The sequence below is a fragment of the Lysobacter oculi genome, from assembly GCF_003293695.1.
Classification (GTDB): Bacteria; Pseudomonadota; Gammaproteobacteria; order Xanthomonadales; family Xanthomonadaceae; genus Solilutibacter; species Solilutibacter oculi.
Genome location: NZ_CP029556.1, coordinates 1,045,340 through 1,071,664, shown reverse-complemented (window position 1 = coordinate 1,071,664; position 26,325 = coordinate 1,045,340). Strand labels below are relative to the sequence as shown.

Sequence of the window (26,325 nt, the reverse complement as noted above, 5' to 3'; positions counted from 1 at the left end):
GCCTCAGCGCGCCCGCATCCGCGTACTCGCCACCAGGTCCACGCTCAGGCTGAAAGTCCGGACATCGCCCGGATTCATCGCGCCGACGCCGACCACGTGGCGCGCGACTTCCTCGCCCCGTTCGTTGCGGACCACAGCCACCACCGAATACTCCCAGGCCTCGCCCGGCGCGGGGCCGGGCAGGGTGCCTTCGATCTTCAACGGCGAGGCCAGCACCTTGCGGTCAGGTGCCGCATCGAAACGCAGGTGCCCCTTGCACTGCGGGCAGACCGCCGCGCTGGCCAGGATGGTGGCGCGGCAATGCGGGCAGGTGCGGGTCGCACCCACCTCGTCGGCCTTGTGGCCCCGCCCGAGCAGGCTGCTCATGCGGCGCTGCTGTCTCCACCCTTGGCCGCGCCCTTGCCGTCGGCCCAGCCGCATTCCACATGGCCGCGCAGGCGCGCGCCGGAAGCGATGATCAGGTCTTCGGCCTTGATGTCGCCGTTCATCGCGCTCGACGCCAGCAGGTCGACACGCTTGGCGGCCTCGATGTTGCCGTCCAGTTCGCCCGACAGCGTGACCTTCTCGGCGCGGACGCTGCCGGTGAGCTTGGCACCCTGCTCGACGGTGAGATCGCCCTTGACGTTGACGTCGCCCTTGAACTTGCCGGCGATGCGGACGTGGCCGGCGCCTTCGATCTTGCCTTCGATGCTGAGGTCGGCGGCGATCACCGATTCCTTGGCGGCGGGCTTCGGCGTGGGCGCGGGCGTCGGTTCGGCGCGCACCACTGGCGCGACGGCGGCGGGCTGTACCGGCGGGGTGGTCACCGCCTCGTTCGGGAAGTCCGCGACTTCCTTCTTGGCGCTGTTGCCGGGATCTCTCCAACTCACCATGGGTCTTCTCGCAGAGGGCAGCGGGGGCTGCGGGTCCACGAAATTAGCACGTGAAAACAGCGTGTTTGTGAGCATCGGGTTGGGCGCCGTTCATCTGTGAAACAGCGCACAACCGGCGGGGTCACATGCGGAAGACGCCGAATTTCGCCGGTTCGATCGGTGCATTCAACGAAGCGGCCAAGGCCAGGCCCAGCACGCGGCGGGTATCGGCGGGGTCGATGATGCCGTCGTCCCACAGCCGCGCGGTCGCGTAATACGGATTGCCCTGGTCCTCGTACTGCTGGCGGATCGGGGCCTTGAAGGTCTCCTCGTCCGCCGCCGACCATTCGCCGCCTTTCGCTTCGATGCCGTCGCGGCGCACCGTCGCCAGCACGCTCGCCGCCTGCTCGCCGCCCATCACGCTGATCCGCGCGTTCGGCCACATCCACAGGAAGCGCCCGCCGTAGGCGCGTCCGCACATCGCGTAGTTGCCGGCGCCGAAGCTGCCGCCGATCACCACGGTGAACTTCGGCACGGACGAACACGCCACCGCCGTGACCATCTTCGCCCCGTCCTTGGCGATGCCGGCGTTCTCGTACTTGCGGCCCACCATGAAGCCGGTGATGTTCTGCAGGAACACCAGCGGGATGCCGCGCTGGTTGCACAGTTCGATGAAGTGCGCGCCCTTGAGCGCCGACTCCGAGAACAGGATGCCGTTGTTGGCGACGATGCCCACCGGCATCCCGTGGATGTGCGCGAAGCCGGTCACCAGCGTCTTGCCGTAGCGCGCCTTGAATTCCTGGAACTCGCTGCCGTCCACGATGCGCGCGATCACCTCACGGATGTCGAAGGGCTTGCGGGTGTCCTGCGGCACGATGCCGTAGAGCTCGTCGGCGGCGTACAGCGGCTCGGTGCTTTCCCGCAGTGCGGCGTTTTCCGGCTTGCGGCGGTTGAGCGACGCCACGATGTCGCGCGCGATCGACAGCGCGTGGTGGTCGTCCTCGGCGAAATGGTCGGCCACGCCGGACACGGAGGTATGCACGTCGGCGCCACCGAGCGCTTCGGCATCCACCACCTCGCCCGTCGCCGCCTTCACCAGCGGCGGGCCGCCGAGGAAGATCGTGCCCTGTTCCTTGACGATGATGCTTTCGTCGCACATCGCCGGCACGTAGGCGCCGCCGGCCGTGCAACTGCCCATCACCACGGCGATCTGCGGGATGTTCTCCGCGCTCATCCGCGCCTGGTTGTAGAAGATGCGGCCGAAGTGCTCCTTGTCCGGGAACACCTCGTCCTGCAGCGGCAGGAAGGCGCCACCGGAATCGACCAGGTAGATGCAGGGAAGTTGGTTCTCGCGCGCCACTTCCTGCGCGCGCAGGTGCTTCTTCACCGTCATCGGGAAGTAGGTGCCGCCCTTGACCGTGGCGTCGTTGGCCACGATCACGCATTCCTGGCCCATCACCCGGCCGATGCCGGTCACCACGCCGGCGGCCGGCGCGGCATCGTCGTACATGCCTTCGGCGGCGAGCGCGTTCAATTCGAGGAAGGGCGAGCCGGGATCGAGCAGGGCGTCGATGCGGTCGCGCGCCAGCAGCTTGCCGCGCGCGACGTGCTTCTGCCGGGCCGAGTCGCCACCGCCTTCGGCCGCGCGGCGCAGGCGGGCGTGCAGCTCCTCGGTCAGGGCGCGGTGGTAGTCGGCGTTGGCCGTGAAGTCGGCGGAGCGGGGGTCAAGCTGCGAGACGAGCGCGGGCATGGGCAAGGCGTGCGATGGCGAAACCACAAGGATACCGGCTGCCGCACGGTGCGAAGGGAGGGGGGATGACGCATCGCCAGGCGCCGTCGCCAAAGTTGGGCCGCCGTCTCCGGAAACTGCACCGCGCAGGCAAAAAGAAAGGCCCGCCGAAGCGGGCCTTCCAGTATCGCGTCGAGGCGAAGGATCAGTCCTTCTTCTCGGCCTCGGCGGTGGCCTTGGCTTCGCCGGCTTCCTGCTTCATTTCGGCGGAAACCTTGTCGGCAGCGTTGGCGACGGCGCCAGCGGCGTTGGCCTTGCCTTCTTCATAGGCGGCCTGGACCGGGTCGGCGGCGGCGTCGACGGTGGCAGCAGCGGCGCCAGCGGCAGCGGCGGTGGCGGCACCGGCGGCTTCGGCCGAAGCGACGGCGGCGTCGCCGGCGGCGTTGGCGGCTTCAGCAGCCTGGGTACCGGCGGCGTCGGCGGAAGCGGCGGCTTCGTCGGCCTTCTGCTCGGCGGTCGGCGAGTTGCAGGCGGCCAGGGCCAGGGCGCTGGCGGCGATCAGGGTGGCGAGCTTGATGTTCATGGCGTTGCTCCAGTGAGGGTGAACAGCCTGGTACGCAGGATTGCGGCCGGCACTCCGGTCCATCGGCCTGCAGGCAGGCGTCCGGCGGAATCTTGAGGATCGATGCGGGTGCATCGTCCGGAATAGGGGGGTATCGCTATCGACTTGCAGAATGGCCGCCGGATCGCTCCGGCGGCCATGTCACGCAGCATCAACTCAGGCGATTACTTGCCGTCGTTGTTGACCTTGGCGTCGGCACCGGCAGCGGCCTGCTCGGCCGAATCCTGGGCCTGCTCAGCGGCGTCGGCAGCGTTCTCGGCAGCGTCGGCAGCGCCGTCGGCAGCGTCGGCGGTGCCAGCAGCGGCAGCGGCGTTGGCCTGGGTGGCGGCAGCGTCGGCAGCAGCGGCAGCGGCGTCGGCACCGGCCTGGGCGGCGGTGGCGGCAGCGGCGTCGCCAGTAGCGGCGGCGTTGTTGGCGGCTTCCTGAGCCTCGCCAGCAGCGTCAGCGGCTTCAGCAGCGGAATCAGCAGCCTGCTGCGAGTTGGAGCAAGCGGCCAGAGCCAGACCCATGGCCAGCGCCAGGAGAGCCTTGTTCATCGACATAATGGTGTCCTCGTTAGGAGTGGAACGCGCACGGATGCGCGCGTTGCCGACATCATGACAAAGCCATGAACCGTGTCAAGCAGTTTGGCCGGTTTTTTTTTCTTTTGCGTTGCGGACGATTTAGCCGGACTTAAGTCCCGTGTTCACGCCATTTCAACGGCCAGGGCCGTGGCCTCGCCGCCGCCGATGCACAGGCTGGCCACGCCACGCTTGCCGCCGCGGGCCTGCAGCGCATGGATCAGGGTCACCAGCAGGCGCGCACCCGACGCGCCGATCGGGTGGCCCAGCGCCACGGCGCCGCCGTTCACGTTCAACTTGTCGTGCGGGATGCCGAGATCGGTCATCGGGGCCATCGCCACGCAGGAGAAGGCTTCGTTGATCTCGAACAGGTCGACATCGCCGACCGACCAGCCGGCCTTGTCCAGCACCTTGCGCAGCGCGTCGACTGGCGCGGTGGTGAACCATTCCGGCGCCTGCGAATGGGTGGCGTGGGCGACGATGCGGGCCAGCGGCTTCGCGCCGGCCTTGGCCGCGGCCTCGGCCGACATCACCACCAGCGCGGCGGCACCATCGGAAATCTTGGAGGAAGACGCGGCGGTCAGCACGCCGTCCTTGCCGAAGGCGGCGCGCAGGCCGGCCATCTTGGACGTGTCGATCTTGCCCGGCTCCTCGTCGGTATCGACGACCTCATCGCCCTTGCGGCCCTTGACCGTCACCGGAGCGATTTCGGCCTTGTAGCTGCCATCGGCCTGGGCACGCTGGGCGCGCTGCACGGATTCGGCGGAATAGGCATCGACCTGTTCGCGGTCGTAGCCGTACTTGGCGCAGGCCTGGTCACCGAAGACGCCCATCGCCTGGCCGTCGTCCGGGTTGGTCAGGCCGTCGTGGGCCATGTGGTCGAGGAAGGGCGCGCTGCCGTAGCGGATGCCGGTGCGCGAACCGTTGAGCAGGTGCGGGGCGTTCGTCATCGACTCCATGCCGCCGGCGACGACGGCGCCGGCCGAGCCGGCCTTGATCAGGTCGTGGGCGAGCATCACCGCCTTCATGCCCGAGCCGCAGACCTTGTTGATGGTGGTGGCACCGGCGGCGTCGGGGATGCCGGCGGTGCGGGCGGCCTGGCGGGCGGGCGCCTGGCCCAGGCCGGCCGGCAGCACGCAGCCCATGATCACTTCGTCGATGGCGTCGGCGTTGAGGCCGGCGTGTTCCAGCGCGGCGCCGATGGCGGCGGCACCCAGCGTGGGGGTGGGCACGCCGGTGAACTGGCCTAGCATGGAACCGATGGCGGTGCGCTTGGCACCGACGATGACGACGTCAGACATGGGGGACTCCGGAACGGCAAACCCCGATTATCGCCGCTTGGGGGCGGTGGCGAAAGCGACCAAAGGCTATAGAGCGGTCTTCACCAAGTGCAACCGGTCACGCATCGCGCCGCCGCCCGGTTGTTTTCGCAAACGCAAAGGAATACAAGGTCAACACGCCCATGGAGGGAGCCATGGGCCGTTCCCCCGACTCATCACTCTATAGATGGAGCCCGAGATGCGCTGCCTGTCACGCCGCAATGCCCTTTCGATCGCCGTTGCCGGCGCCCTGACGCTCGGTCTGACCGCCTGTGGGGGCGGGGGAGGCACCAAGACCACGCCGCCACCGGCGACACCGCCGGGCGGGACGGGCGGCATCGGCTTCACGCCGACCGTGGCCACCGACAGCACACTCAGCCAGAACGTGGCCCCGGCCGTGGCCGCTCCGGCCGCGCCGCGCCAGTTCTCCAGCCAGCAGCTGTCGGATCACCTCCGGCTGATCAATGCGGCGGGTTCGCTCGGCGCTGGCAATACCGGGCAGGGCGTCACCATCGGCATCCTGGATTCGGGCGTGGACCGCAATCATCCGGGCCTGTCGCCGCGCGTCGTCCGCAACATCATGCCGCCCGACAACTGGACGGGTTTCGACCGCACGGTGGATGACAAGGTCGGCCACGGCACGGTGGTGTCCCTGCTGGCCGCAGGCGGTGAAGTGACCGGCCAGTTCTCCGGAGGCCAGAGCGCGCAGTGGCCGGGTGGCGTGGCGCAGTCGTCCAACATCGTGTCCTGGCGCTTCATCCGCGACGAACGTCCGGTTGATGACGGCACCGGACAGGGCGGCAACGAGATCAAGGCCGGCGACGGCTACGGCGACTTCTTCAAGGCGCTCAATGCCGATCTCGCCAACGCCGGCGCCCGCATCATCAACAATTCCTGGGGCGGCCTGTACTGGAACGACCCGGCGCTCAGCCGCGAACTCGCCACCGCCTACAAGGACTTCATCATCGGGCGCGGCGGCATCGTGGTGTTCGCCAGCGGCAACAGCGGTGATTCGACCAATCCGGAGCTGGCCAACAACCCGTCCGACAACGCGGCCCTGCCCAGCATGCACGGTGGCGACGCCGAGCTGGAGAAGGGCTGGCTGACGGTCGGCGCGCTGGACCCCAAGAACCCGACCCAGCTCACCGGCTACTCGCAGAAGTGCGGCTACGCGAAGAACTACTGCCTGGTCGCGCCAGGCGATGCCGTGTTTCCGCTCAAGGACGCCAATGGCGTCATGCGCTTCTACGGCGGCGGCGGCACCTCCTACGCGGCGCCGCTGGTGTCAGGCGCGGCGGCGGTGGTCTGGGCGGCCTTCCCGTACATGAACAACGACCAGGTGCGGCAGGTGCTGCTCGGCACCGCCAAGGACCTGGGCGCGGCGGGCATGGACGATGTGTTCGGCTGGGGCCTGCTGGATGTGACCAAGGCATCGTGGGGGCCGGGCAACTTCGCCTGGGGCAACTTCGATGTGAACGTCACCAGCAATTCGGTGTGGCGCAACAACATCGTCGGCGCCGGCGGCCTGATCAAGCGCGGTGGCGGCACGCTGACCCTGACCGAGGCGCAGAGCTATACCGGCGACACGCGCGTCGAAGCCGGCGCGCTGGACATCCGCCAGGGCCTAGGCGCCTCCAGCCTGACGGTCGGCAGCGGCGGCTTGGTCTATGGCGGCGGCGTATTCGCCAGGAACGTGAGCAACTCGGGGCGCTTCTTCAATGGCCGCGATGCCGGCGCCACGCTGGCCGGCAACTACCTGCAGACCGCCAGCGGCAACCTCGGCATCTGGCTGGGCACGCCGCTGCAGGTCAACGGCACGGCCACCCTGCAGGGCGGCCAGGTCAGCATCCTCGGCAACCGCAGCGGCTACACCACCACCTCCAAGGAAACCCTGTTGAAGGCCAATGGCGGCCTCACCGGCACGTTCGCTTCGGTCAAGGCCGCGCCGAACGTGTTCCTCGACGCCACCCTCGGTTACGACGCCAACAGCGCCTTCCTCACCATCAACCGCATCCAGGTCAACGTGGCGGCGCTGTCGCTGGGGCTGACCGGTGTCTCGCTGGATTCGGCGCAGCGCGTGGAAGCCCTGTTCGGCGCCATCGACGGCGGGCTGGTGCCGCCGAACTCGATCCTTGTCGGTGGTGCCGGCGACCTGCAGAACGGCAGCCTCAACGCGGCCATCGCCGACCGCTCGCTGCGCAGCCTGGCCGGGCAGATGCACGCGGCCAACCTGGCGCTCACGCTGGAGTCGATGGATGCCGGCCGCCGCGCCATGACCAACCGCTTCGATGCGCTGGTCGACCGCCCGCTGCTGGCCGGCGCGTGGCAGGACAACCTGCGCGACAACGGCAACCTGGCGCAGGCCGGCGCCAACGGCATGGCCTACCAGCTCGATGGCTGGATGATGGGTCAGGATGTGCGCGTCGGGCATGACGGCGTGTTTGGTCTGGCCGCCAGCCACACCGAGGCCGATGGCTGGATGTCGGGCCTGGGTGACCGCACCCGCAGCCGCCAGACCGAAGCCCAGGCCTACGCCGGCTGGCTCGGTGTGCAGGCCTATCTGCGCGGTGGCGTGGGTGCTGGCCGCTTCGACCGCGAGGTGGAGCGCAACGTGCAGCTCGGCCTGCGGCAGGAAGGCGTCAACACGCTCGGCGGCGGCAGCTATCTGTTCGCCAATACCGAAGCCGGTTACCGCTTCGACCTGGGCGCGGCGACGGTTTCGCCGTACGTCGGCAGCCAGTTCGCGCAGGTGCGCACCGATGGCTTCAACGAGGCCGGTGCGTCGGGCTTCGGGCTGCGCGCGGATGGCTGGAACTTCGACCGCTGGCAGGCCTATGCCGGTATGCGCGCCAACCGCGACTGGCAGCTGGCGAACGGCTCCAGCTTCGGTATTGATGGTCGCGCCGAATGGCAGCACGGCCTGTCGGATGGCAACGCGCTGATGGCAAGCTTCACTGGCATCGAACAGTGGATGCCGGTCGCCGGGCTGTCGATGGCGCAGCGCGGCACGTTGTTCGGGCTCGGCTTTAACGCCCAGTGGCGCAACGGCAGCCTGCTGCGTCTGGACGTGAGCCAGCGTGGCAGCGAGCTGGGCGACAACCGCATGGTCAATGCCAGCTACCGCTACCGCTTCTGATCGCGGCCACGCGGGGCAGACAAAAACGCGGCCTTCGGGCCGCGTTTTCTTTGGCTGGATGACGATGCCGCTTCACGAAGCCGCATCGCCCATCCCCCCGCCTCAGCCGTGGCCGTTGAACAGCTCGCGGCCGATCAGCATGCGGCGGATCTCGTTGGTGCCGGCGCCGATGGCGTAGAGCTTGGCGTCGCGCAGCAGGCGGCCGGTCGGGAACTCGTTGATGTAGCCATTGCCGCCGAGCGCCTGGATGGCTTCCAGCGTCACGTTCACCGCGGCTTCGGAGGCGTGCATCAGGCAGGACGCGGCATCGACGCGGCTCTTGTGGCCGGCGTCGTAGTCGCGCGCCACCTGGTAGGCGAAGGCGCGGCTGGAAGCGAGCGCGGTGTACATGTCGGCGACCTTGGCCTGCATCAGCTGGAAGGTGCCGATGGCGACATCGAACTGCTTGCGCTCGCGGACGTAGGGCAGGGTGATGTCGAGCGCCGCCTGCATCAGCCCGATCGGCCCGCCCGACAGCACCAGGCGCTCGGTGTTGAGGCCGGCCATCAGCACCTTGACGCCCTGGTTCACTTCGCCCAGCACGTTGTCGGCGGGGATCTCGCAGTCCTCGAACACCAGCTCGCAGGTGTTGGAGCCGCGCATGCCGAGCTTGTCCAGCTTCTGCGCGGTGGAGAAGCCCTTCATGCCCTTCTCGACGATGAAGGCGGTCATGCCGCGCGAGCCTTCGCTCTTCGGCGCGGTGCGCATGTAGACGATCAGCACATCGGCTTCGGGGCCGTTGGTGATCCACATCTTGTTGCCGTTGGCCACCCAGACATCGCCGCGCAGCTCGGCGCGGCACGACATCGAGCCGACCACGTCGGAACCGGCGCCGGGTTCGCTCATCGCCAGCGCACCCTTCCACTCGCCGCTGCAGAGCTTCGGCAGGTACTTCGCGCGCTGGGCGTCGTTGCCGTTGGCGTAGAGATTGTTGACGCACAGGTTGGAATGCGCGCCGTAGGACAGGCCGATGGAACCCGAGGCGCGCGAGACTTCCTCCATCGCCACCAGGTGGGCCAGGTAGCCCATCTCGCTGCCGCCGTATTCGCCGGGGATGGTCAGGCCGAGCAGGCCCATCTCGCCGAGCTTCGGCCACAGGTCCTGCGGGAACCAGTTCTCCTCGTCGATGGACGCGGCGCGCGGCGCGATCTCGGCCTCGGCAAATCGGCGGACCGCGTCGCGCAGGGCGTCTATGTCCTCGTTGATCTTCGGCATGTGCATCAGAAAGTCCCCTGCGGAAACGAAAAGGGCGAGGTGTCGGCCTCGCCCCGTTCAAGCGTTGCCCACTCAGTTGCCGCGGATACGACCCTGGAAGCGCGGCGTGCCGCGACCCATCGACAGCTTGAGCTTGCCGATCTTCTCGATGCGCTCTTCCGCCATGCGGTCGGCGGCCTGGTAGGTCGGGATGCCGTCGCGCTCCGCGATCTCGTAGATGCGGGTGAGGTTGTGGTAAATGGTGCGCATCATGCGCATGGCGCGTTCGCGGTTGTAGCCGTCGAGTTCCAGCGCCACGTTCATCACGCCGCCGGCGTTGACCGCGTAGTCCGGCGCGTACAGCACGCCGCGACGGGTCAGTTCGTCGCCGATGGCATTGGTGGCCAGCTGGTTGTTGGCCGCGCCGCAGATCACCTTGGCCTTGATCCGGTCGATGGTGTTCTCGTTGAGGGTGCCGCCCAGCGCGCACGGCGAGTAGACATCGGCGGCGACGTCGTAGATCTCGTCCAGGCCCACGGCCTCGGCGCCGAAGTCATCGACGGCCTTGGCGACCAGCTTCGGGTTGATGTCGGTGACGAAGATCTTGGCGCCGCGTTCCTTCAGCAGCTTCACGAACTCCATGCCGACATGGCCCAGGCCCTGCACGGCGTAGCTGTAGTTGCCGACTTCCTCGTTGCCGTACTTCTTGTTCAGCGTGGCCATCAGGCCCTGCAGGGTGCCGTAGGCGGTGAACGGCGACGGGTCGCCCGAACCGCCGTGGACCTGATGCACGCCGGTGACGTACTCGGTCTCGCGGTAGACGTATTCCATGTCGTTGACGTCGATGCCGACGTCTTCGGCGGTGATGTAGCGGCCGCCCAGCGACTCGACGTACTGGCCGAACGCGCGGAACAGGGCTTCGGACTTCTCCTTCGACGCGTCACCGATGATCACCGCCTTGCCGCCACCCAGGTTCAGGCCGGCCACCGCGTTCTTGTAGGTCATTCCGCGCGACAGGCGGAGCACGTCGTTCAGCGCTTCCTGCTCGGTCGCGTAGTTCCACATGCGGGTGCCGCCGAGCGCCGGGCCCAGCACGGTGCTGTGGATGGCGATGATCGCCTTCAGGCCGGCGTCCTTGTTATGGCAGAAGACGATCTGTTCGTGACCGGTCTGGTCGAGGATTTCAAAAACCATGATGGCTCCGTGCCCGCGGCGGGCTTCTCGGGGTGATGGCGATGCGGTTTCCGGTGCGGACCGGGTACCGGGGCCGGGAAAAACAAGCCGATATTCTAGCCCAACCGGTCAGGCGGGCCTGGGAGGCAGGTTCGCGCAAACCCCGGATGCGCACAGTACGAATGCGCATGGAGGAAGGCTAGAGCTGCGATTCGATCGGCAGCCAGCCGGCGATGCGGGCCTTGGTCCGGCGCAGCCAGCTGGCTTCCGGCTCGCGCTCGTAGACGCGCGGCGGCGTCTGCGAACGGTCGAGCCAGCGCAGCCGCTGTTGCCCATCGAGATAGAGCCAGTAGCTCGATGCCGGCTTCGACAGGCGCAGGTATTCCGCCACCAGTTCGCGCCCGATGGCCGGGTCATCGAACATCAAGCCCATCTCGGTATTGAGGTAGGCCGAGCGTGGGTCGAGGTTGTAGGAGCCGATGAAGCCGCGTCGCCCATCCAGCACATAGGCCTTGGTATGCAGGCTGGCGCCGCTGCTGCCGAAGGCGCTGCCGGATGCCTCGCTGCCCGGTTCGGCGCGCAGTTCGTGCAGTTGCACGCCGCCGGCCAGCAGACGTTCGCGATACCGGGCGTAACCGCCATGCACGGCGAAGACATCGTTGGCGGCCAGTGAATTGGTGACGATGCCGACCTGCCGGCCCTCTCGCACGCCCCGCACCATGGCCTCGGTGAAGGCGTCGCCGGGGACGAAGTAGGGCGAAACGAGCAGCGCCTGTTGCCGGGTGGTGCGCAGCTGCGCCTCGATCTTGTCGACCAGCCAGTCGGTGTGCTTCTCGCGCGTACGCTTGACCGGCGGGTCCGCGACGATCCGGACGTTCGCGCTCCAATGCGGTGTCAGCCGGCCTTCCGCATAGTCGTGCAGCGCCTTGCGATCGGCCACGCGCCGCAGATACGCCTGCGCCTGCGGGCCCTTCAGTTCCTCCCGCATGTCGGCCAGGAAGGCCTCGGTGAGCGCACGCGGCTTGCGTCGCAACGCGGAGATCGGCACCACCGCGGCGCTGTTCCAGTAGGCGTCGAAGGTGTCGCTCGCCTCGGCCACCACCGGCCCGAACACCAGCGCGTCGAGATCGCGGAAGTTCGATTCCTCCGACGCATCGAAATACTCAACGCCGACATTGCGGCCGCCGACGATCGCCGCGCGGCCATCGGCGATCCACGCCTTGTTGTGCATGCGGTGGTTGAGGCTGAAGGCCCGTTGCAGCAGCTCGATCACGCGCTCCAGCCCCTGCCGGTTGCGGAACGGGTTGTACAGGCGCAGCTCGATGTTGGGATGGCGGTCCAGCGCCAGCCACTTGGCGTCCTTGTCGGTGGCGTTCATGTCATCCAGCAGCAGCCGCACCCGCACGCCGCGGTCGGCCGCCTTCCACAATTCATGCGCCAGCAGCCGGCCGGTGACGTCGTCGTGCCAGATGTAGTACTGCACGTCCAGGCTGCGCCCGGCCTGGCGGGTCGCCATCACCCGCGCGGCGAAGGCGTCCAGTCCTTCGGACAGCAGGATCACGCCGCTCTCGCCCGGGTGCCTAGCCAGCAGCGGGACCAGTTCGCGGTCGATCCGGGTCTGGTCGGGCTGCAGCGGCAGTGTGGTAGCGGGCGTGCCGACCGCCGGCGGCATCAACCGGTCGGCCAGGATCCAGCCGCTCAGCATCAGCCCGACCACGATCAGCAGCGCCAGCGCGATGCCTTGCTTCCAGGTGGGGTAGCGGATATCGAACATGCCCGCAGTATCCGGCCCACGCATTCATGCGGGCAAGCCGGGCGGCATGCCGGGCGAAAAGGCCCGGTTACAATCGGGGCATCCTGTTTTTCCCGGAACTTCGCGCCGCATGAGCACGCCTGCCGCCCCCGCTTTCGACCAGAACGCGCCCGAGACCACCGCCGAACGCAGCCCGCTGCGTTTCGTCACCGCCGCCAGCCTGTTCGACGGCCACGACGCGGCCATCAACATCATGCGCCGGCTGATCCAGTCGCAGGGCGCGGAAGTCATCCACCTCGGCCACAACCGGTCGGTGGAGGACGTGGTGCGTGCCGCGCTGCAGGAAGACGCCGACGGCATCGCGCTGTCGAGCTACCAGGGTGGCCACGTCGAGTACTTCAAGTACATGGTCGACATGCTGAAGCAGCGCGGCGCCAGCCATATCCGCGTGTTCGGCGGCGGCGGCGGCACCATCACGCCGGAGGAAATCCGCGAGCTGGAGGACTACGGCGTCGAGCGCATCTACCACCCCAACGACGGCATGAAGATGGGGCTGGTGGAGATGATCGAAGACGTGGTCAAGCGCGCCGAAGCCGGGCGCATGCCGGTCGAAATGCCCCACAAGGTAGATTTCGAGGACGAGATCGAGATCGGCCGGATGCTCTCCGCGCTGGAGGACGGCCTGGTCGATGACGCCCAACTGGCCCGCCTGCGCAAGGAATGGCAGCTGGCCGGCGGCCACACCCCCGTGGTCGGCATCACCGGCACCGGCGGCGCCGGCAAGTCGTCCGTCACCGACGAACTGCTCAACCGTTTCCTCGCCGCGTTCCCGCAGATGCGCATCGCGGTGATCAGCGTGGATCCCACCCGCCGCCGCACCGGTGGCGCGCTGCTGGGCGACCGCATCCGCATGAACTCGCTGCGCTCGCATCGTGTCTTCATGCGTTCCATGGCGACCCGCCGCCAGCACGCCGCGACCAACGTGGTGCTGAAGGACAGCATCGGTTTCCTGAAATCGCTCGGCTACGACCTGGTCATCGTCGAGACCGCCGGCATCGGCCAGAGCGATTCGGAGATCGTCGATCTCGTCGATTTCCCGATGTACGTGATGACCAGTGACTACGGCGCGGCATCGCAGCTGGAGAAGATCGACATGCTCGACTTCGCCGAATTGATCGTGCTGAACAAGTACGACAAGCGCGGTGCCGAGGACGCGCTGCGCGATGTCCGCAAGCAGTGGAAGCGCAACCGCGTCGCCTTCCAGATCAGAGACGAGGACGTGCCGGTCTATCCGACCATCGCCTCGCAGTTCAACGACCCGGGCGTCAGCTGGATGTTCGCCAACCTGACCCGCCTGCTGCGCGAAAAGCTCTCGCTGCCGGCGGACAAGTGGACGCGGACCATCGACACATCGCTCAGGGAACCGCGCGCCACCGTGCTGATTCCGGGTGCACGCGTGCGCTATCTGGCCGAGATCGCCGAGCAGGGCCGCGCCATCAACCAGCGCATCGAATCGCAGGCCGAGATCGCCGACCGCGCGCAGTCGCTGTGGCAGGCGCTGCAGGAACTGGGCGATGCGAAATTGACGGCGCAGCTCGCGCTGTATGGCGATGACGCATTGACCGAGGGGGACGACCGTTCGTTGAAGACGCTGCGCCAGCGCTACAACGACGCCGTGCAGTCGCTCGATTCCGAAGCGCTCAAGCTGCTGCGCGATTGGCCGGCGCGGCTGAAGTCGATCACCGACGAAATCACCGAATACGAAGTGCGCGGCAAGACCATCCGCGTCGAGAACTACCGCGAGTCGCTGAGCCACCAGCTGATCCCGAAGATCGCCGCGCCGACCTATCGCAGCTGGGGCGAGCTGCTGGTGTTCCTGCAGAAGGAGAACCTGCCGGGTTCGTATCCGTACACCGGCGGCGTGTATCCGTATCGCCGCACCGGCGAAGACCCGATCCGCATGTTCGCGGGCGAGGGTACGCCGGAGCGCACCAACCGCCGCTTCCACTACCTCTCGCTCGGCCAGCCCGCCGCGCGCCTGTCCACCGCCTTCGACAGCGTGACGCTGTACGGCGAAGACCCGGCGCCGCGCCCGGACATCTACGGCAAGATCGGCAACTCCGGCGTCAACATCCCCACGCTGGACGACATGAAGAAGCTGTATTCCGGCTTCGACCTGTGCGCGCAGACCACGTCGGTGTCGATGACCATCAATGGGCCCGCGCCGATCATCCTGGCGATGTTCATGAACACCGCCATCGACCAGCAGGTGGAGAAATACCTGAAGGCCGACGACGCGCGCTGGAAAGTGGCGCAGGAAAAGATCGCGAAGATGTTCGAAGGCCGCGTGCGCCCGGTGTATTCGGGCGAGTTGCCGCAGGGCAACGATGGCCTGGGCCTCGGGCTGCTCGGCGTCAGCGGCGACCAGGTGGTCGATGCCGAGACCTATGCCCGCATCAAGGCGGAGACGCTCAAGACCGTGCGCGGCACGGTGCAGGCCGACATCCTGAAAGAGGACCAGGCGCAGAACACCTGCATCTTCAGCACCGAGTTCGCGCTGCGGATGATGGGCGACATCCAGCAGTATTTCGTGGACAACGGCGTTCGCAATTTCTATTCGGTGTCGATCTCCGGCTACCACATCGCCGAAGCCGGGGCGAACCCGATTTCGCAGCTGGCGTTCACGCTGTCGAACGGCTTCACCATCGTCGAGTACTACCTCGCGCGCGGCATGAAGATCGACGACTTCGCGCCGAACCTGTCGTTCTTCTTCTCGAACGGCATGGACCCGGAATACACGGTGATCGGTCGCGTGGCGCGACGCATCTGGGCCCGCGCGATGCGCGAGCGCTACGGTGCCTCCGCGCGCAGCCAGATGATGAAGTACCACATCCAGACCAGCGGCCGTTCGCTGCACGCGCAGGAAATCCAGTTCAACGACATCCGCACCACGCTGCAGGCGTTGTACGCGCTGTTCGACAACTGCAATTCACTGCACACCAATGCCTATGACGAAGCGATCACCACGCCAACCGAGGAAAGCGTGCGCCGTGCCGTCGCCATCCAGATGATCATCAACAAGGAATTGGGGCTGAATTTCTGCGAGAACCCGTGGCAAGGCAGCTTCATCGTGGACAAGCTCACCGACATCGTGGAAGAGGCGGTCTACAAGGAGTTCGAGGCGATCAGCGAGCGCGGCGGCGTGCTCGGCGCGATGGACACCATGTACCAGCGCGGCAAGATCCAGGAAGAATCGCTCTACTACGAACACAAGAAGCACGACGGCTCGCTGCCGCTGGTGGGCGTGAACACTTTCCTGCCGAAGGAACATGGCGGCGAAGTGGCGACCGAGATCGAACTGATCCGCTCGACGCCGGAAGAGAAGGGGCAGCAGATCGACAACGTGCGCGCCTACCAGGCCAACCGCAACGCACTGGCGCCGCGCGGCGAGACCGAACATGGCCATGTGGTCGAAGACACGCTCGACGCCAATGAAGCGCATGACGGCCACGGCTTGGCTTTCCTGCAACGTACCTCGCGCGAACGCCGCAACGTGTTCGAAAAGTTGATCGAGGCAGTGAAGACGCACTCACTGGGGCAGATTAGCCATGCCCTGTATGAAGTGGGTGGGGAATACCGCCGCAATATGTGATTGCACTTGATCGTGGCCTCCTTCGGGAGGCCGCTTCTGCAATGGCATGAGCCCGACACGGAAACGGGTTTGCAGGATTAGTCCGATTGCCTGCGGCATGCCGTGTTCGTAGGGTCAGGGCATGAAGAACCTGATTCCTTTGCTGCTCATCCCGCTCGTTGGGTGCCAGGCCACGCCCTCCGGGGCTGATTCAAACGTACGACCATCGGTTGCGCATGCCGTCAGGCTGACCGCTCCAGGCGCAGATGTTGGCCGGACGATGCATCCGCAAGACTTCTTGCCTTGGAAGTTGAGCGTCGTGCCATCTGCCGATGGCGGATACGAAATCCATGTGTCCGATGCCATGGGGCACGAATTCCAGGTGATCGAAGGGCCGACAACCGAGCTGCCTTTCACCGTTGAAAGCCTGCTGACCATCAAGGACTACAACGCGGACGGGTGGCCGGATATCGCGGCCAGGAGCCTTCCCGTGGGCGCATCAGCCATCACCGGTGAAGTCCTTTTCGTTTACGACGTCGTTGCCAAGCGTTTCCGTGAAAGTGACGAGATCGCGCAGGAAGGCGAAATCCAAACAGCCGCGCCCGGCTGCATCACGGTGGAATTCCGCAATCCCGACAACACCACTTACTCAAAGGACGCTTACTGTTGGAGAGAAGACAGGTGGGCCTACAAGGGGCGTGAAACCGAATGAGCCCGCGCCAGGACTTTGATCAGACGCGTTACGAAGGCTTGCGCTATCAGTTGCTGGACCGTAACGAAGCCAACATCAACAACATCTACCTGGATGTCAAAGGTATTCCCACCGTTGGGTTGGGTGTCGCGCTTGTCACCCGTCAGCAGGCTCCCAGCGGCGCGAGATGGGTTCCGGATCGCCCGCATATCGATGCACTGTCAGATGTGCTCGGGTTGGCCCCGGAGCAGCGCCGGCAGATGTTTGGATTGATGGAGCGACAGGCGTTCAACCAGAACCAGCACCCCGGAGAGCGATACCAGAACCTGAGGGCATTCCTGACGTCGTCTTTTGGGCAACGCTCGCGGGAAATCTTCGGAGAGGTTGTGAACACCCGGCACACGACTCCGGGCGGGACGCTTTATTCGTGGGATGTGCTCAGAGGTAGTGAGGGGCCGATGCGCATTTCCCTGACGGATCCTCAGTCCCGCGCATTGTTCCAGCGCATCGCGCCTACTTATGAATCACGGCTCGAAGGGGTACTGAAGCGTGCCCATTGTCCAGCGGATGCGTTGTCCGAAGAGCAGCGGGCGGCGCTGTATTCGATGGTGTACCAGGGCGCAATTTCCAAGGCGCGCAATGTCGCAGACACAATCGGTCATTACTGGCGCGGTAAGATCACCGAGCGGGAACTGCATGGGCGGTTAAAGAGGGCAGTGCACGATCCTGGCTTCGTCGAACGATCCAATAACGAATTGGACTTCCTGGACGGGGTCAAGTTGAGGCCATCGTCAAGATCGCCGCAGCCATCGGATTTGTCCCCGCAGAGCAAGAGCACTTCGCACGATGGCCAGACGCACGCTGATCTTTCACTCAAAGATCGGCTCACCGAATCGGACAGGAAAATATTCGATCGCATCCGTACGGACGTAGGGGGTGGCATCGCGGATGCTTCCGTTCTGCAGGCCACGGCAGATTTCAGGCGGACGGGTATGGATTCCGCTGATGCCATCAAATGGGTGGGCGTGCACGAGGGAGCCATTTTCATTACCACCGATCACCGCACCGGGTTCCTGCACTCAAAGACGCCGCTGTCCATGGCGCAACCAAATCCGGATGACTGCTTTGTTCGAATCGCGCAAGCGGAACAGGAACAGCAGGCCCGATCAGAAGTGATTCGACACGCCGAGCAAGTCGGGCAACTGCAATCACCCGTGAGGGTGGCTAGCTGATCCCTCCGCAGCCAACCCTCACCCCCCCAACAACCCCTGTATCTCCTCCAGCCGCCGACCACGGGTCTCGATGCCCGCCCGCCACAGCATCACGCCTGACACCGCCATCGGCAGGGCGATCAGCAGCGCCGACAGTGCGAAGTGCATGAAGAAGCCGGCCACGCCCAGCCCGGCGCCGAGGATGCCGCCGAACTTTGAACTGGCGGCAATCAGGCCGGAGCCGGTCCCGCGCAGCTGCACCGGGTAGATCTCGGCGGCGTAGGGAATGAGCATGGCGATGACGCCGCCGGTGCTGACCAGCAGGGCGATGGTTGCCACCACGGTCGCTGTCTCGGAGCGCACCTGCATCGCGCCCATCGCCCAGAACGCGAGCAGCGACAGCGTGCTGAAGGCGATGAACAGCACCAGCGATTTGTAGCTGCTCCAGTGGTGGTACATCCAGATCACCACGGCGATGCCGGGCAAGGCGAGCAGGGCGGATTTCGCCAGCACCGCGCTGGTCGCCTTCGGGTCCACGCCCAGTTCGGTCAGGTTGACCGGCAGCCACAGCAGGAATCCGAAGTTCGCCAGGCCCCAGGCTAGCCCGCAGACCAGCAGGCCCCAACTGATCGCCGCATGGCGGCCCTGCATCAGTGCCCGCATGCTGGTGGGGTGCGGCCGGTCATCGATGACCGGTGCGCCAGGGTGGGCATCGTCATCGGCCATCACCGCCGATGCGGTGCCGGAGAACTTGCGCAGCACCGCGCGGGCTTCCGCTTCCAGCCCGGCATTGGAGAGGAAGCGCGGCGACTCGGGGATGAAGCGGTAGAGGAAGACGATCAGCGCCCCGGTCGGCAGCCCCAGCAGCCAGAGCACGCGCCAGCTGAACATCGGTTCCAACGTGGCCGCCGCGCCGGAAGCCAGCAGGTAGCCTGCCGAGGTGCCGATGCCGCCCAGCGCCACCAGCAGCCAGCCGCGATGCGCCGCCGGCACCGTTTCCGCCATCAGGGTGAAGGTGATCGGCAGCAGGCCACCGGCGGAAGCGCCCATCAAAAAGCACATCGCAAGGTTCCATCCGAAAGTGGGCATCGCGCCGCAGATGGCGGTGCCGATGAACATCAACGCGCCCAGCAGGATCGCCGCGCGCCGCCCGAACAGGTCCGCCACGCGCCCCCACACCACCGAGCCGACCGTGGTGCCGGTCAACGCCACCAGCGCCAACAGGCTCGCGGTCGGCTTGGTGATCTGGTACTCGGCGCTCATGCCGGGCACCACGAAACCGAGCGTGGCCGGCTTCATCACATCCACCGCCAGCGCGACCACCAGCACCGCGACCAGCTTCCAGTGTTCGGCGTTGAGCCGGACGGAATCCGCCACGTGGAAATGCAGGTGGCCGGCATCGCCCGCCGCCGCCATGCGCATGTCCGCCAGCCGCGGCATCAACCCATAGGCCGCGAACGCCAGCCCCACCGGAATCGCCGCCATGCCCAGCCACATTTCCGTGGTCATCGGCATGCCCACCATCTGCCAGTGCGTGTGCTGGCCCATCATGAACATCGGCATATGCGCCAACACGCCGGCCACGATCAGCGCGCAGCCCAGCCAGAACGCGACCGGGTGGTGGAACGACAATCCATTGGGCGATGACATCGCGGCATCCATGACAGACCAGCCCGGATTGTCGCAAACCCCGCGTGTCGCCCGAGCGGGGTGTCGATGTCGCGTGTCCATGCCGCCATCGCCGCTTTGCTAACTTGCCCCGGTCGCCACCGGAACCGCGCCCATGAACCGCCGCCACTTCCTCAGCCGCACCGCGCTGGCCGCCGCCGCACTGCCGCTTGCCGGTCGCCTAGGCACCGCACTCGCCGCGCCGACGCCACGCGGCACCGGCGCAAACCGCCTGCTGCCGCCCGCGCTCAACCCCGGCGACACCGTCGCGCTGGTCAGCCCGTCTTCCGCGACCGATGACAGTTTCAGCCTGCAACTGGCGAAGGAGGCGATGGAAGCGCTCGGCTTCAAGGTCAAGCTGGGCGCGCATGCCGGCTCGCGCTACGGCCATCTGGCCGGCCAGGACGCCGAACGTGCCGGCGACCTCAACACCGCCTTCGCCGACCCGTCGGTCAAGGCCATCGTCTGCGTGCGTGGCGGCTCCGGCGCGGCACGGCTGCTGCCGCTGCTCGACTACGGCCTGATCCGCCGCCATCCCAAGATCCTGCTCGGCTACTCCGACATCACCGCGCTGCACAGCGCCATCCACAGTCAGACCGGGTTGGTCACCTTCCACGGGCCCATCGGCGTGGGCAGCTGGAACCGCTTCAACGTGGACCAGTTCAAGCGGCTCTTCCTCGACCGCGAACTCATGGACTACCGCAACAGGATGGAGGCCGGCGACGAGCTGGTGCCGCGCCAGAACCGCACCATCCCGATCACCGGCGGCAAGGCGCGCGGCGAACTGGTCGGCGGCAACCTGTCGGTGCTGGTGGCGCTGGCCGGCTCGAAGTACATGCCGGATTTCAGCGGCAAGATTTTGTTTCTGGAGGATGTCTCCGAAGCGCCGTACCGCGTGGACCGCATGTTCAGCACGCTCAAGCTGATGGGCGCGCTGGACCGCATCGCCGGTTTCATCTTCGGCCAGTGCAGCGACTGCAACCCGGGCGACGGCTACGGCTCGCTCACGCTGGAGCAGATCCTCAACGACTACATCAAGCCGCTCGGCGTGCCTGCGTATCGCGGTGCGATGATCGGCCACGTGCGCGAGCAGTTCATTGTGCCGGTGGGCGGAGCGGTGGAAATGGATGCCGATGCCGGCAGCTTCCGCATGACCGCGCCGGTGTTTGCCTAGACACGGAGACAGGGGATGGAGCAGGACCCCGCGCGCGAACCCCGCGTGACCCGGCCCCTTGCTTCCGTCATGAAGAACCGCCGCGCCACGCCGACCCGACGCGCGTGCGGTATTCCCCCACGTTGTTGCCGTTGATCTCCGTCCGTCGCGTGCCGTTTACATCGTCGATCTTGCGGTCGCTGCCGGTCACCGGCTGCGCTTCGACCTCGGTCTCGTGTTCGTACGCATGCGATTTGTCGGTGTTGCGGTAATAGCGGTACAGGGCCCAATACAGGCCGGTGGCGCCGGCCGGGCCCAGCAGCAGCAGGGCCAGATCGCTGTTGTCGCTCATCAGGTGTTCCCCAGGAACCAGAGGACGACGCCCTCCAGGAAGGTGCCGACGGTCAACGCCGCGGCCAGCAGCTTCCAGTGCTGCACCGGCACGCTGCCCATGGTCTCGCCGGTGCGGCCGTTGACCGCGATGTAGTGCAGCAGGCCGCCGTTGCTGCCCGGCTGGTGGTACGAATACAGCCACACCGGCAGGTACATCGAGACCCAGCGGGTGCCGTGCACTTCCAGCTGCTCGCGCTCCCAGCGCACGCCGCGGTCGTAGCGGCCGATCGACTGCTGCTCCACCTGGCAGCGGGCGATCGACAGCAGCTGGTCCTCCAGGCGAGGACGCAGGTCCTCCACATCGGTATCGCGCTTTTCAGAGCTGTAGCCGGACAGGTAGGAGGCATTCCACTTCACCGCGTTCTTGGTGTCGAACGGCAGGATGGTGTTGATGATGTTCTGGGTGTTGCTGCCGGTGTCGAAGTGGCCGCGCGTGCGCGACGATTCCAGCGTCAGGTCGTCCACGGTGAAATCGATGTGGCGCTCCACCGCGTACACGTCCGCGTCGTAGTAGGTGACCTTGTTCTTGCCTTCGGTGCGGGTGTAGCGACGGGTCTCGATCTCGCCCTCGCCGGCGATGTCCGCGCTCGCGTTGCCGTCCACGATCATGTAGGGCAAGTAGACGCCGACCACGTTCTCCGGCGTGAATTCCTGCTTGAAGGCCTTGAGCGCGAACAGCCTGCGCTTGTCCACGAATTGGCGGATGCGCGCCACCGCATCCTCCTTGCGGATGTGGAAGGGCAGCACCGCATCGGGCACCGCGCCGTTGGCGATCTGCTCGTTGATGCCGAACACGTGCCGGCACCAGTGGCAGCGCGCGGTCATGGCGTTCTCGGTGTTGACCGTGACCTCGGCGCCGCAGCCAGCGCATTTGAAGCTCATCAGGCTGGCCGCGTCGGCGGCGATGTCGCGCGCGCCCGAGGCGATCACCGTCCCGCGCAGTTCGCCGATGCCCTCGCCGAAACCGAACTGTTCCTCCACGCGTTCGCCATGCCACTGGTGGCGGCAGTACAGGCAGACCAGCAGGTCGGTGCCGGCCTTCTGGCGGATGTCGGTGGCCCCGCACTTCGGGCAGTGGTTCAGCCCGTCCTTGAGTTCCCGCGCGGCGGTGTCGATGGCGACCGGATCGGGCGCCAGGATCTCGTCGCGGATCGGCCCGGGCAGGGTGGCCGGGTCGATCGGGAACGTGCCGGGCAACGGCGGCACGTCATTCGGCGATCCCGGGCCGGCCGGTGGCACCGGCGGCGGGGTGGGGGTGCTGGACATGGCGGGGCGCGGGCGGCGGATTAGAGGCCGAGCGCCTTCGCCTTGAGCGCGTCGTAGTCCTGCTGCGTGATCAGGCCGAGGTCGAGCATCTCCTTGGCCTTCTTCAGCTTGGCCACGGGGTCATCCGCCGCCGGGGTGGTGGCCGGCGTGGCCGGCTGCTGCAGGCTGCCGATGCCCATCATGCCGCTGGCCATGCCCACGCCCATCAGGCCCGCCGCGCCGCCGTTCTCGCCGGCCGACTGGATGCCCTGGGCCACGCTGGCCTGCAGGTTGGAATTGCCGCGCGACCCGGCCAGCGCATCGGCACGCTGCACGGTCTTGAGCAGCTCGCGGGTGTTGGCGTCGTATTCGATCGACACGATCGCCGTCTTGACGATGGCGAGGCCGCGGTCGGAGCGCCACTGGTAGGCGTTCTCCACCGCCTGCGACAGGCTCTGGGCGAAACCGACCGAGTCCTGCTGCAGCTTGGTGATGCGGTTGCCCTTGGCCGGATCGTTGGTGTACAGGCTGAAGGCCGGGGCCAGCGAGCCGACCACCTCGTTGAACAGCTGGCTGGCGGCGGCGTTGTCCAGGTCGGTGAAATCGAACACCTGGCCAGGCTGCAGATAGCTGGCCGGCACGAAATTCTTCACGAACAGGATCGGGTCGACGATCTTCAGCGTGTACGAGCCGCGGGTCACCGCGCCGACCTGGGTGTTGAGGAAGCCGTCGTCCCAGTAGATCTCCGACTGGGTGCCGAAGCGGTTGTCCGGCAGCTCCTTCAGCGAGACGAAGAACGCCGCCTGCTGGCTGCCCGGGATGCCGCCGAACTTGAAGCGCTCCCAGCTCTGGGTGATCAGCGCGCTGACGATGCCGTCGCCGGCGAAGATCGACTTGGAATTGACGTCATCCGAGCGCCATTCGTAGCCACCCGGCTCGGCGGCGAAGCCGGTGATCCTGCCGTCCTGCATCAGCAGCAGGCCGTAGCCCTCGGGCACGATGATCTTCGAGCCGTTGCTGATGATGTTGTCGGAGCCGCGGGTATTGGAACCGCGCCCGGCATTGACGCCGTTGGGTACCGCCGCGAACAGGGCGGCGGTCGCCGGCAGGCCCGCCGGCACGGTGTAGAAGTCCTTCCACTGGTCGCCGAGCATGCCGCCGACCGCGCCTGCCACTGCCTGGATAAGTCCCATCGTCGTTCCTTGAGGTTGCCGTGCGGGCACCATGCCCGGTTGGCCGAACTATACGGTCAATGCGCCGGCCGCCGAACGTGACGGAAGTCGTGGGTTGCCGGCCGCCGGCCACGGGAGGGGACACCCATTGCGGTCAGCCCGCGGCTCAGCCGGCGACCGCCGCCTCGATCGCCGCCACGTCGATCTTCTTCATCTTCATCATCGCCTCGAAAGCGCGCTGCGCCGCCGCCCTGTCGCTGCCGGTGAAGGCCTCGGTCAGCACGCGCGGGGTGATCTGCCACGACAGCCCCCACTTGTCGCGGCACCAGCCGCAGACGCTTTCCTCGCCGCCGTTGCCGACGATCGCATCCCAGTAGCGGTCGGTCTCGGCCTGGTCATCGGTGGCCACCTGGAACGAGAACGCCTCGCTGTGCCTGAACTCCGGCCCGCCGTTGAGCCCCACGCAGGGAATGCCCAGCACGGTGAAATCCACCGTCAGCACGTCGCCTGCCTTGCTGGAGGGATAGTCGGCCGGCGCCCTGTGCACCGCGCCCACCGCGCTGTCCGGAAAGGTGTTGGCGTAGAAGGTGGCGGCCTCCAGCGCGTCGCCGTCGTACCAGAGGCAGATCGTGTTCTTCGGGATCATCGCGGGTCTCCTGGGTGGGGGAAGACGGCGGACACCGGCAGGCCGGAATTTCGCCGGGCGTCCTGCATAGCACGCGCCTCCGTAAGGGCGGGGGAAGGGGGAGGCGGCTTCGAAAAATCATCGAAGACGAGATGCCCGGCAGCCATCGCAGCCCCCTCCCGTAAACTGCACCGCCTTTTCCCCACCGGAGCCCCCATGCGCGCACCCGTTTTATCCGGCGCAGGACGCCTGTTCGCCATCGCCGCCTTCATCGAGGGCCTGACCTGGGCCGGCCTGCTCATCGGCATGTGGCTCAAGTACCACGCGGAGGTGACGCATCTGGGCGTGTACTGGTTCGGGCGGCTGCACGGCGCGGCGTTCCTGTTCTATCTGGTGGCCACGTTCATCGCGGCGCACCGCCTGCGCTGGCCGATGTGGGCATTCCTGCTGGCGTTCCTGGCGGCCATTCCGCCGCTGGTGACGGTGCCGCTGGAGTGGTGGTTCAAGCGGCGCGGCCTGCTGTCGGCGCCGGTGCAGGCTGCGCCGTGACATCGCCCACCATCGTCCTGACGGAGTTCGCGCGGCCGCGGCTGTTCCCGCGCACGCCGCGTGCCAACACCATCCAGGACATCAGCGCGACGGACTTCGAGCATCACCTCAACACCCACGCGCCGCTGGAAGTGCTTGATGGCTACGCGCCGTTCTGCAAGCTGCATGTGCATCGCAACTGGACATCCACGCGCTGCCTGGCGGTGCCGGTCAACGACGACAACCGCCATCTGCTGCGTTCGGATTACGAGGCCCGCAACAGCGACGAGCTGCCGGTGCTGGTGCGCTGGTTCGAAGGGCTGGTGCCGCCGGTGGCGGAATACCTCATCGCCATCCTCTACAGCGCGGAACAGTTGGCGAAGGAAGGCTCGCCGATCGACGCGGACTGGGGCATCGTCGGCTGCATGTACACCATGGAGCCCGGGGAAACGCCGATGGCCCCCATCACCCTGATGCGCAATGCGCTGGGCGTGGAGGAGGGCGGCTCCGGCGTGGCGCTGGACCGCGAGGCCTATGCGCGCAGCGTGGAATTCTGGCGCACGCACGCCAACTGGCGGGGTTGAACGCGGGCCGCAGGCGTCAATCAGGCCTGCACATCGTCCATGGACAATGCGGCATCCCTTCAAGGAGCGACGCATGCAGGACACCCATGAATGCATCGTGGTCGGTGCCGGCCCTGCAGGCCTGACCGCGGCGTTGTATCTGGCGCGATTCCGCCGCGATGTGATGGTCCTGCACGATGGCCAATCGCGCGCGTTGCGTATCCCCAGGACCCATAACGCGCCCGGCTTTCCCGATGGCGTGTCCGGCACCGACCTCATCCAGCGCATGCAGGAACACGCGGCGGAATACGGCGCGCAATTCGAAGAAGCGGAGATCGTCCGTGCATCGCGCGAGGGCGGGACTTTTGTGCTGGCATCGCGGGATGGGCGGGTGTTCCGCGCGCGGACGCTGATCCTGGCGACCGGCCTCTTCCTCAACCAGGTGGACCTGGACGATGCCACCCACGAGCAGGCCATCCGCGATGGCGTGCTGCGCTACTGCCCGGTCTGCGATGCCTATGAACACACCGGCCGCCGCATCGGCGTGATCGGCTGCAACGTCAACGGGGCGGCCGAGGCGCTGTTCCTGCGCCAGTACAGCCACGAACTGGTGCTGATGCCGCGCGATTACGCCGAACTGACCGAAGAACAGCACGCGCAGCTGGATCACGCCGGCATCGAGGTCATCGAAACCCCGGTCGAACGCTTCGTGCCGCACGAAGACCACATCTGCGTGTATCTGGAGGGTGGCGGCGAGCCACTGCGGTTCGACGTGGTGTACCCGGCGCTGGGCTGCCGGCAGCGCACCGAACTGGCGGTGCAGCTGGGCGTGCCGGTGGACGAGCTGGGTTCCACCGATGTGCGTTCGCCGTTCGGCACCGAGGTGCCCGGGCTGTATTGCGCGGGCGACATCGTGGACGGGCTGGACCAGATCAGCGTGGCGATGGGACACGGTGCCATCGCCGCGACCAAGGCGCACAACTGGCTGCGCGCGCAGGATGCGCACACCCTGCAGGACAGCTGAACCCGCGCGGCCTGCAGGCCTGTTTAACGCGGGCCGTGCTGCAAT

At 66.8% G+C, this 26,325-nt stretch carries 22 protein-coding genes; 8 read left to right on the top strand and 14 right to left on the bottom strand.

Annotation, left to right across the window (positions count from 1 at the left end; all coding sequences use genetic code 11):
• Nucleotides 1-3: 3 nt before the first annotated feature.
• The 6 genes from DCD74_RS05150 to DCD74_RS05125 form a co-directional block, all read right to left on the bottom strand.
• Nucleotides 4-366: a hypothetical protein gene (locus DCD74_RS05150; RefSeq protein ID WP_112926378.1), complete on the bottom strand. Its 363-nt coding sequence runs from the start codon at nt 364-366 to the stop codon at nt 4-6.
• Complete coding sequence (locus tag DCD74_RS05145; RefSeq protein WP_112926377.1) at nt 363-872, bottom strand: bactofilin family protein; 510 nt, start codon at nt 870-872, stop codon at nt 363-365. Before DCD74_RS05145 ends, DCD74_RS05150 begins: the two co-directional genes overlap by 4 nt.
• A 121-nt stretch (nt 873-993) precedes the next feature.
• Nucleotides 994-2,601, bottom strand: a complete 1,608-nt coding sequence (locus DCD74_RS05140) for a carboxyl transferase domain-containing protein (RefSeq protein WP_112926376.1) — start codon at nt 2,599-2,601, stop codon at nt 994-996.
• Nucleotides 2,602-2,785: 184 nt separating this feature from the next.
• The gene (locus DCD74_RS05135) at nt 2,786-3,163 is read right to left on the bottom strand and encodes a hypothetical protein (RefSeq protein WP_112926375.1); all 378 of its coding nucleotides are present in this window, start codon (nt 3,161-3,163) and stop codon (nt 2,786-2,788) included.
• Nucleotides 3,164-3,366: 203 nt separating this feature from the next.
• Entirely contained in the window at nt 3,367-3,744 is a 378-nt protein-coding gene (locus tag DCD74_RS05130; RefSeq protein ID WP_112926374.1) for a hypothetical protein, read from the bottom strand.
• A gap of 143 nt (nt 3,745-3,887) precedes the next feature.
• Nucleotides 3,888-5,063, bottom strand: coding sequence for a thiolase family protein (locus DCD74_RS05125; protein WP_112926373.1), 1,176 nt, complete (start codon nt 5,061-5,063; stop codon nt 3,888-3,890).
• Between the two features lie 217 nt (nt 5,064-5,280).
• Here DCD74_RS05125 and DCD74_RS05120 point away from each other — a divergent pair, with 217 nt between their 5' ends.
• Nucleotides 5,281-8,217 carry a S8 family serine peptidase gene (locus DCD74_RS05120; protein ID WP_162615910.1) on the top strand — a complete coding sequence of 979 codons (2,937 nt, stop codon included), beginning with the start codon at nt 5,281-5,283 and terminating at the stop codon, nt 8,215-8,217.
• Between the two features lie 102 nt (nt 8,218-8,319).
• Here DCD74_RS05120 and DCD74_RS05115 read toward each other — a convergent pair whose 3' ends face one another.
• From DCD74_RS05115 to DCD74_RS05105, 3 genes are all read right to left on the bottom strand, one after another.
• The gene (locus DCD74_RS05115) at nt 8,320-9,477 is read right to left on the bottom strand and encodes an isovaleryl-CoA dehydrogenase (protein WP_112926371.1); all 1,158 of its coding nucleotides are present in this window, start codon (nt 9,475-9,477) and stop codon (nt 8,320-8,322) included.
• A gap of 66 nt (nt 9,478-9,543) precedes the next feature.
• Nucleotides 9,544-10,644: a Glu/Leu/Phe/Val dehydrogenase dimerization domain-containing protein gene (locus DCD74_RS05110; protein WP_112926370.1), complete on the bottom strand. Its 1,101-nt coding sequence runs from the start codon at nt 10,642-10,644 to the stop codon at nt 9,544-9,546.
• A gap of 178 nt (nt 10,645-10,822) precedes the next feature.
• Nucleotides 10,823-12,397 (bottom strand): phospholipase D family protein, encoded by a 1,575-nt coding sequence (locus DCD74_RS05105; protein ID WP_112926369.1) that lies wholly within the window; start codon nt 12,395-12,397, stop codon nt 10,823-10,825.
• A 109-nt stretch (nt 12,398-12,506) separates the two neighbouring features.
• On the opposite strand from DCD74_RS05105, the gene DCD74_RS05100 reads away from it, so the two are divergent.
• The 3 genes from DCD74_RS05100 (at nt 12,507) to DCD74_RS05090 (ending at nt 17,930) form a co-directional block, all read left to right on the top strand.
• On the top strand, nt 12,507-16,028 hold the full coding sequence (locus DCD74_RS05100; protein ID WP_112926368.1) for a methylmalonyl-CoA mutase family protein: 3,522 nt from the start codon (nt 12,507-12,509) through the stop codon (nt 16,026-16,028).
• A 121-nt stretch (nt 16,029-16,149) separates the two neighbouring features.
• The gene (locus DCD74_RS12640; RefSeq protein ID WP_162615909.1) at nt 16,150-16,719 is read left to right on the top strand and encodes a hypothetical protein; all 570 of its coding nucleotides are present in this window, start codon (nt 16,150-16,152) and stop codon (nt 16,717-16,719) included.
• Nucleotides 16,716-17,930, top strand: coding sequence for a hypothetical protein (locus DCD74_RS05090; protein ID WP_112926366.1), 1,215 nt, complete (start codon nt 16,716-16,718; stop codon nt 17,928-17,930). Before DCD74_RS12640 ends, DCD74_RS05090 begins: the two co-directional genes overlap by 4 nt.
• A gap of 18 nt (nt 17,931-17,948) precedes the next feature.
• Here DCD74_RS05090 and DCD74_RS05085 read toward each other — a convergent pair whose 3' ends face one another.
• On the bottom strand, nt 17,949-19,559 hold the full coding sequence (locus tag DCD74_RS05085; protein ID WP_112927672.1) for an MFS transporter: 1,611 nt from the start codon (nt 19,557-19,559) through the stop codon (nt 17,949-17,951).
• Nucleotides 19,560-19,692: 133 nt separating this feature from the next.
• Here DCD74_RS05085 and DCD74_RS05080 point away from each other — a divergent pair, with 133 nt between their 5' ends.
• Nucleotides 19,693-20,751, top strand: a complete 1,059-nt coding sequence (locus tag DCD74_RS05080; protein ID WP_112926365.1) for a S66 peptidase family protein — start codon at nt 19,693-19,695, stop codon at nt 20,749-20,751.
• 67 nt (nt 20,752-20,818) lie between these two features.
• On the opposite strand, the gene DCD74_RS05075 is transcribed toward DCD74_RS05080, so the two are convergent.
• The 4 genes from DCD74_RS05075 to DCD74_RS05060 all read right to left on the bottom strand — a co-directional run bounded on the left by DCD74_RS05075 (nt 20,819) and on the right by DCD74_RS05060 (nt 24,186).
• Nucleotides 20,819-21,082 (bottom strand): hypothetical protein, encoded by a 264-nt coding sequence (locus DCD74_RS05075; protein ID WP_112926364.1) that lies wholly within the window; start codon nt 21,080-21,082, stop codon nt 20,819-20,821.
• On the bottom strand, nt 21,082-22,389 hold the full coding sequence (locus tag DCD74_RS05070; RefSeq protein ID WP_112926363.1) for a TFIIB-type zinc ribbon-containing protein: 1,308 nt from the start codon (nt 22,387-22,389) through the stop codon (nt 21,082-21,084). Before DCD74_RS05070 ends, DCD74_RS05075 begins: the two co-directional genes overlap by 1 nt.
• A 20-nt stretch (nt 22,390-22,409) precedes the next feature.
• Complete coding sequence (locus DCD74_RS05065; protein ID WP_112926362.1) at nt 22,410-23,561, bottom strand: SPFH domain-containing protein; 1,152 nt, start codon at nt 23,559-23,561, stop codon at nt 22,410-22,412.
• Nucleotides 23,562-23,706: 145 nt separating this feature from the next.
• A complete protein-coding gene (locus tag DCD74_RS05060) occupies nt 23,707-24,186 on the bottom strand; it encodes a VOC family protein (protein WP_112926361.1) in 480 nt (159 codons plus the stop codon).
• A 195-nt stretch (nt 24,187-24,381) separates the two neighbouring features.
• Between DCD74_RS05060 and DCD74_RS05055 the strand changes: the two genes are divergently transcribed.
• The 3 genes from DCD74_RS05055 to DCD74_RS05045 all read left to right on the top strand — a co-directional run bounded on the left by DCD74_RS05055 (nt 24,382) and on the right by DCD74_RS05045 (nt 26,280).
• The gene (locus DCD74_RS05055; RefSeq protein ID WP_112926360.1) at nt 24,382-24,714 is read left to right on the top strand and encodes a DUF3817 domain-containing protein; all 333 of its coding nucleotides are present in this window, start codon (nt 24,382-24,384) and stop codon (nt 24,712-24,714) included.
• Nucleotides 24,711-25,277, top strand: a complete 567-nt coding sequence (locus DCD74_RS05050; RefSeq protein WP_237049658.1) for a DUF3228 family protein — start codon at nt 24,711-24,713, stop codon at nt 25,275-25,277. Before DCD74_RS05055 ends, DCD74_RS05050 begins: the two co-directional genes overlap by 4 nt.
• Nucleotides 25,278-25,350: 73 nt before the next feature.
• Entirely contained in the window at nt 25,351-26,280 is a 930-nt protein-coding gene (locus DCD74_RS05045; RefSeq protein ID WP_162615908.1) for an NAD(P)/FAD-dependent oxidoreductase, read from the top strand.
• Nucleotides 26,281-26,325 lie beyond the last annotated feature (45 nt).

Bases quoted from the DNA above. Each gene is read 5' to 3' on its own strand.
- DCD74_RS05055 (WP_112926360.1), top strand. From the start codon at position 24,382: ATGCGCGCACCCGTTTTATCCGGCGCAGGACGCCTGTTCGCCATCGCC.
- DCD74_RS05100 (WP_112926368.1), top strand. From the start codon at position 12,507: ATGAGCACGCCTGCCGCCCCCGCTTTCGACCAGAACGCGCCCGAGACC.
- DCD74_RS05110 (WP_112926370.1), bottom strand. From the start codon at position 10,644: ATGGTTTTTGAAATCCTCGACCAGACCGGTCACGAACAGATCGTCTTC.
- DCD74_RS05125 (WP_112926373.1), bottom strand. From the start codon at position 5,063: ATGTCTGACGTCGTCATCGTCGGTGCCAAGCGCACCGCCATCGGTTCC.
- DCD74_RS05090 (WP_112926366.1), top strand. From the start codon at position 16,716: ATGAGCCCGCGCCAGGACTTTGATCAGACGCGTTACGAAGGCTTGCGC.
- DCD74_RS05085 (WP_112927672.1), bottom strand. From the start codon at position 19,559: ATGTCATCGCCCAATGGATTGTCGTTCCACCACCCGGTCGCGTTCTGG.
- DCD74_RS05070 (WP_112926363.1), bottom strand. From the start codon at position 22,389: ATGTCCAGCACCCCCACCCCGCCGCCGGTGCCACCGGCCGGCCCGGGA.
- DCD74_RS05075 (WP_112926364.1), bottom strand. From the start codon at position 21,082: ATGAGCGACAACAGCGATCTGGCCCTGCTGCTGCTGGGCCCGGCCGGC.
- DCD74_RS05080 (WP_112926365.1), top strand. From the start codon at position 19,693: ATGAACCGCCGCCACTTCCTCAGCCGCACCGCGCTGGCCGCCGCCGCA.
- DCD74_RS05145 (WP_112926377.1), bottom strand. From the start codon at position 872: ATGGTGAGTTGGAGAGATCCCGGCAACAGCGCCAAGAAGGAAGTCGCG.
- DCD74_RS05135 (WP_112926375.1), bottom strand. From the start codon at position 3,163: ATGAACATCAAGCTCGCCACCCTGATCGCCGCCAGCGCCCTGGCCCTG.
- DCD74_RS05130 (WP_112926374.1), bottom strand. From the start codon at position 3,744: ATGTCGATGAACAAGGCTCTCCTGGCGCTGGCCATGGGTCTGGCTCTG.
- DCD74_RS05045 (WP_162615908.1), top strand. From the start codon at position 25,351: ATGCAGGACACCCATGAATGCATCGTGGTCGGTGCCGGCCCTGCAGGC.
- DCD74_RS05120 (WP_162615910.1), top strand. From the start codon at position 5,281: ATGCGCTGCCTGTCACGCCGCAATGCCCTTTCGATCGCCGTTGCCGGC.
- DCD74_RS05140 (WP_112926376.1), bottom strand. From the start codon at position 2,601: ATGCCCGCGCTCGTCTCGCAGCTTGACCCCCGCTCCGCCGACTTCACG.
- DCD74_RS05115 (WP_112926371.1), bottom strand. From the start codon at position 9,477: ATGCACATGCCGAAGATCAACGAGGACATAGACGCCCTGCGCGACGCG.
- DCD74_RS12640 (WP_162615909.1), top strand. From the start codon at position 16,150: ATGAAGAACCTGATTCCTTTGCTGCTCATCCCGCTCGTTGGGTGCCAG.
- DCD74_RS05060 (WP_112926361.1), bottom strand. From the start codon at position 24,186: ATGATCCCGAAGAACACGATCTGCCTCTGGTACGACGGCGACGCGCTG.
- DCD74_RS05150 (WP_112926378.1), bottom strand. From the start codon at position 366: ATGAGCAGCCTGCTCGGGCGGGGCCACAAGGCCGACGAGGTGGGTGCG.
- DCD74_RS05065 (WP_112926362.1), bottom strand. From the start codon at position 23,561: ATGGGACTTATCCAGGCAGTGGCAGGCGCGGTCGGCGGCATGCTCGGC.
- DCD74_RS05105 (WP_112926369.1), bottom strand. From the start codon at position 12,397: ATGTTCGATATCCGCTACCCCACCTGGAAGCAAGGCATCGCGCTGGCG.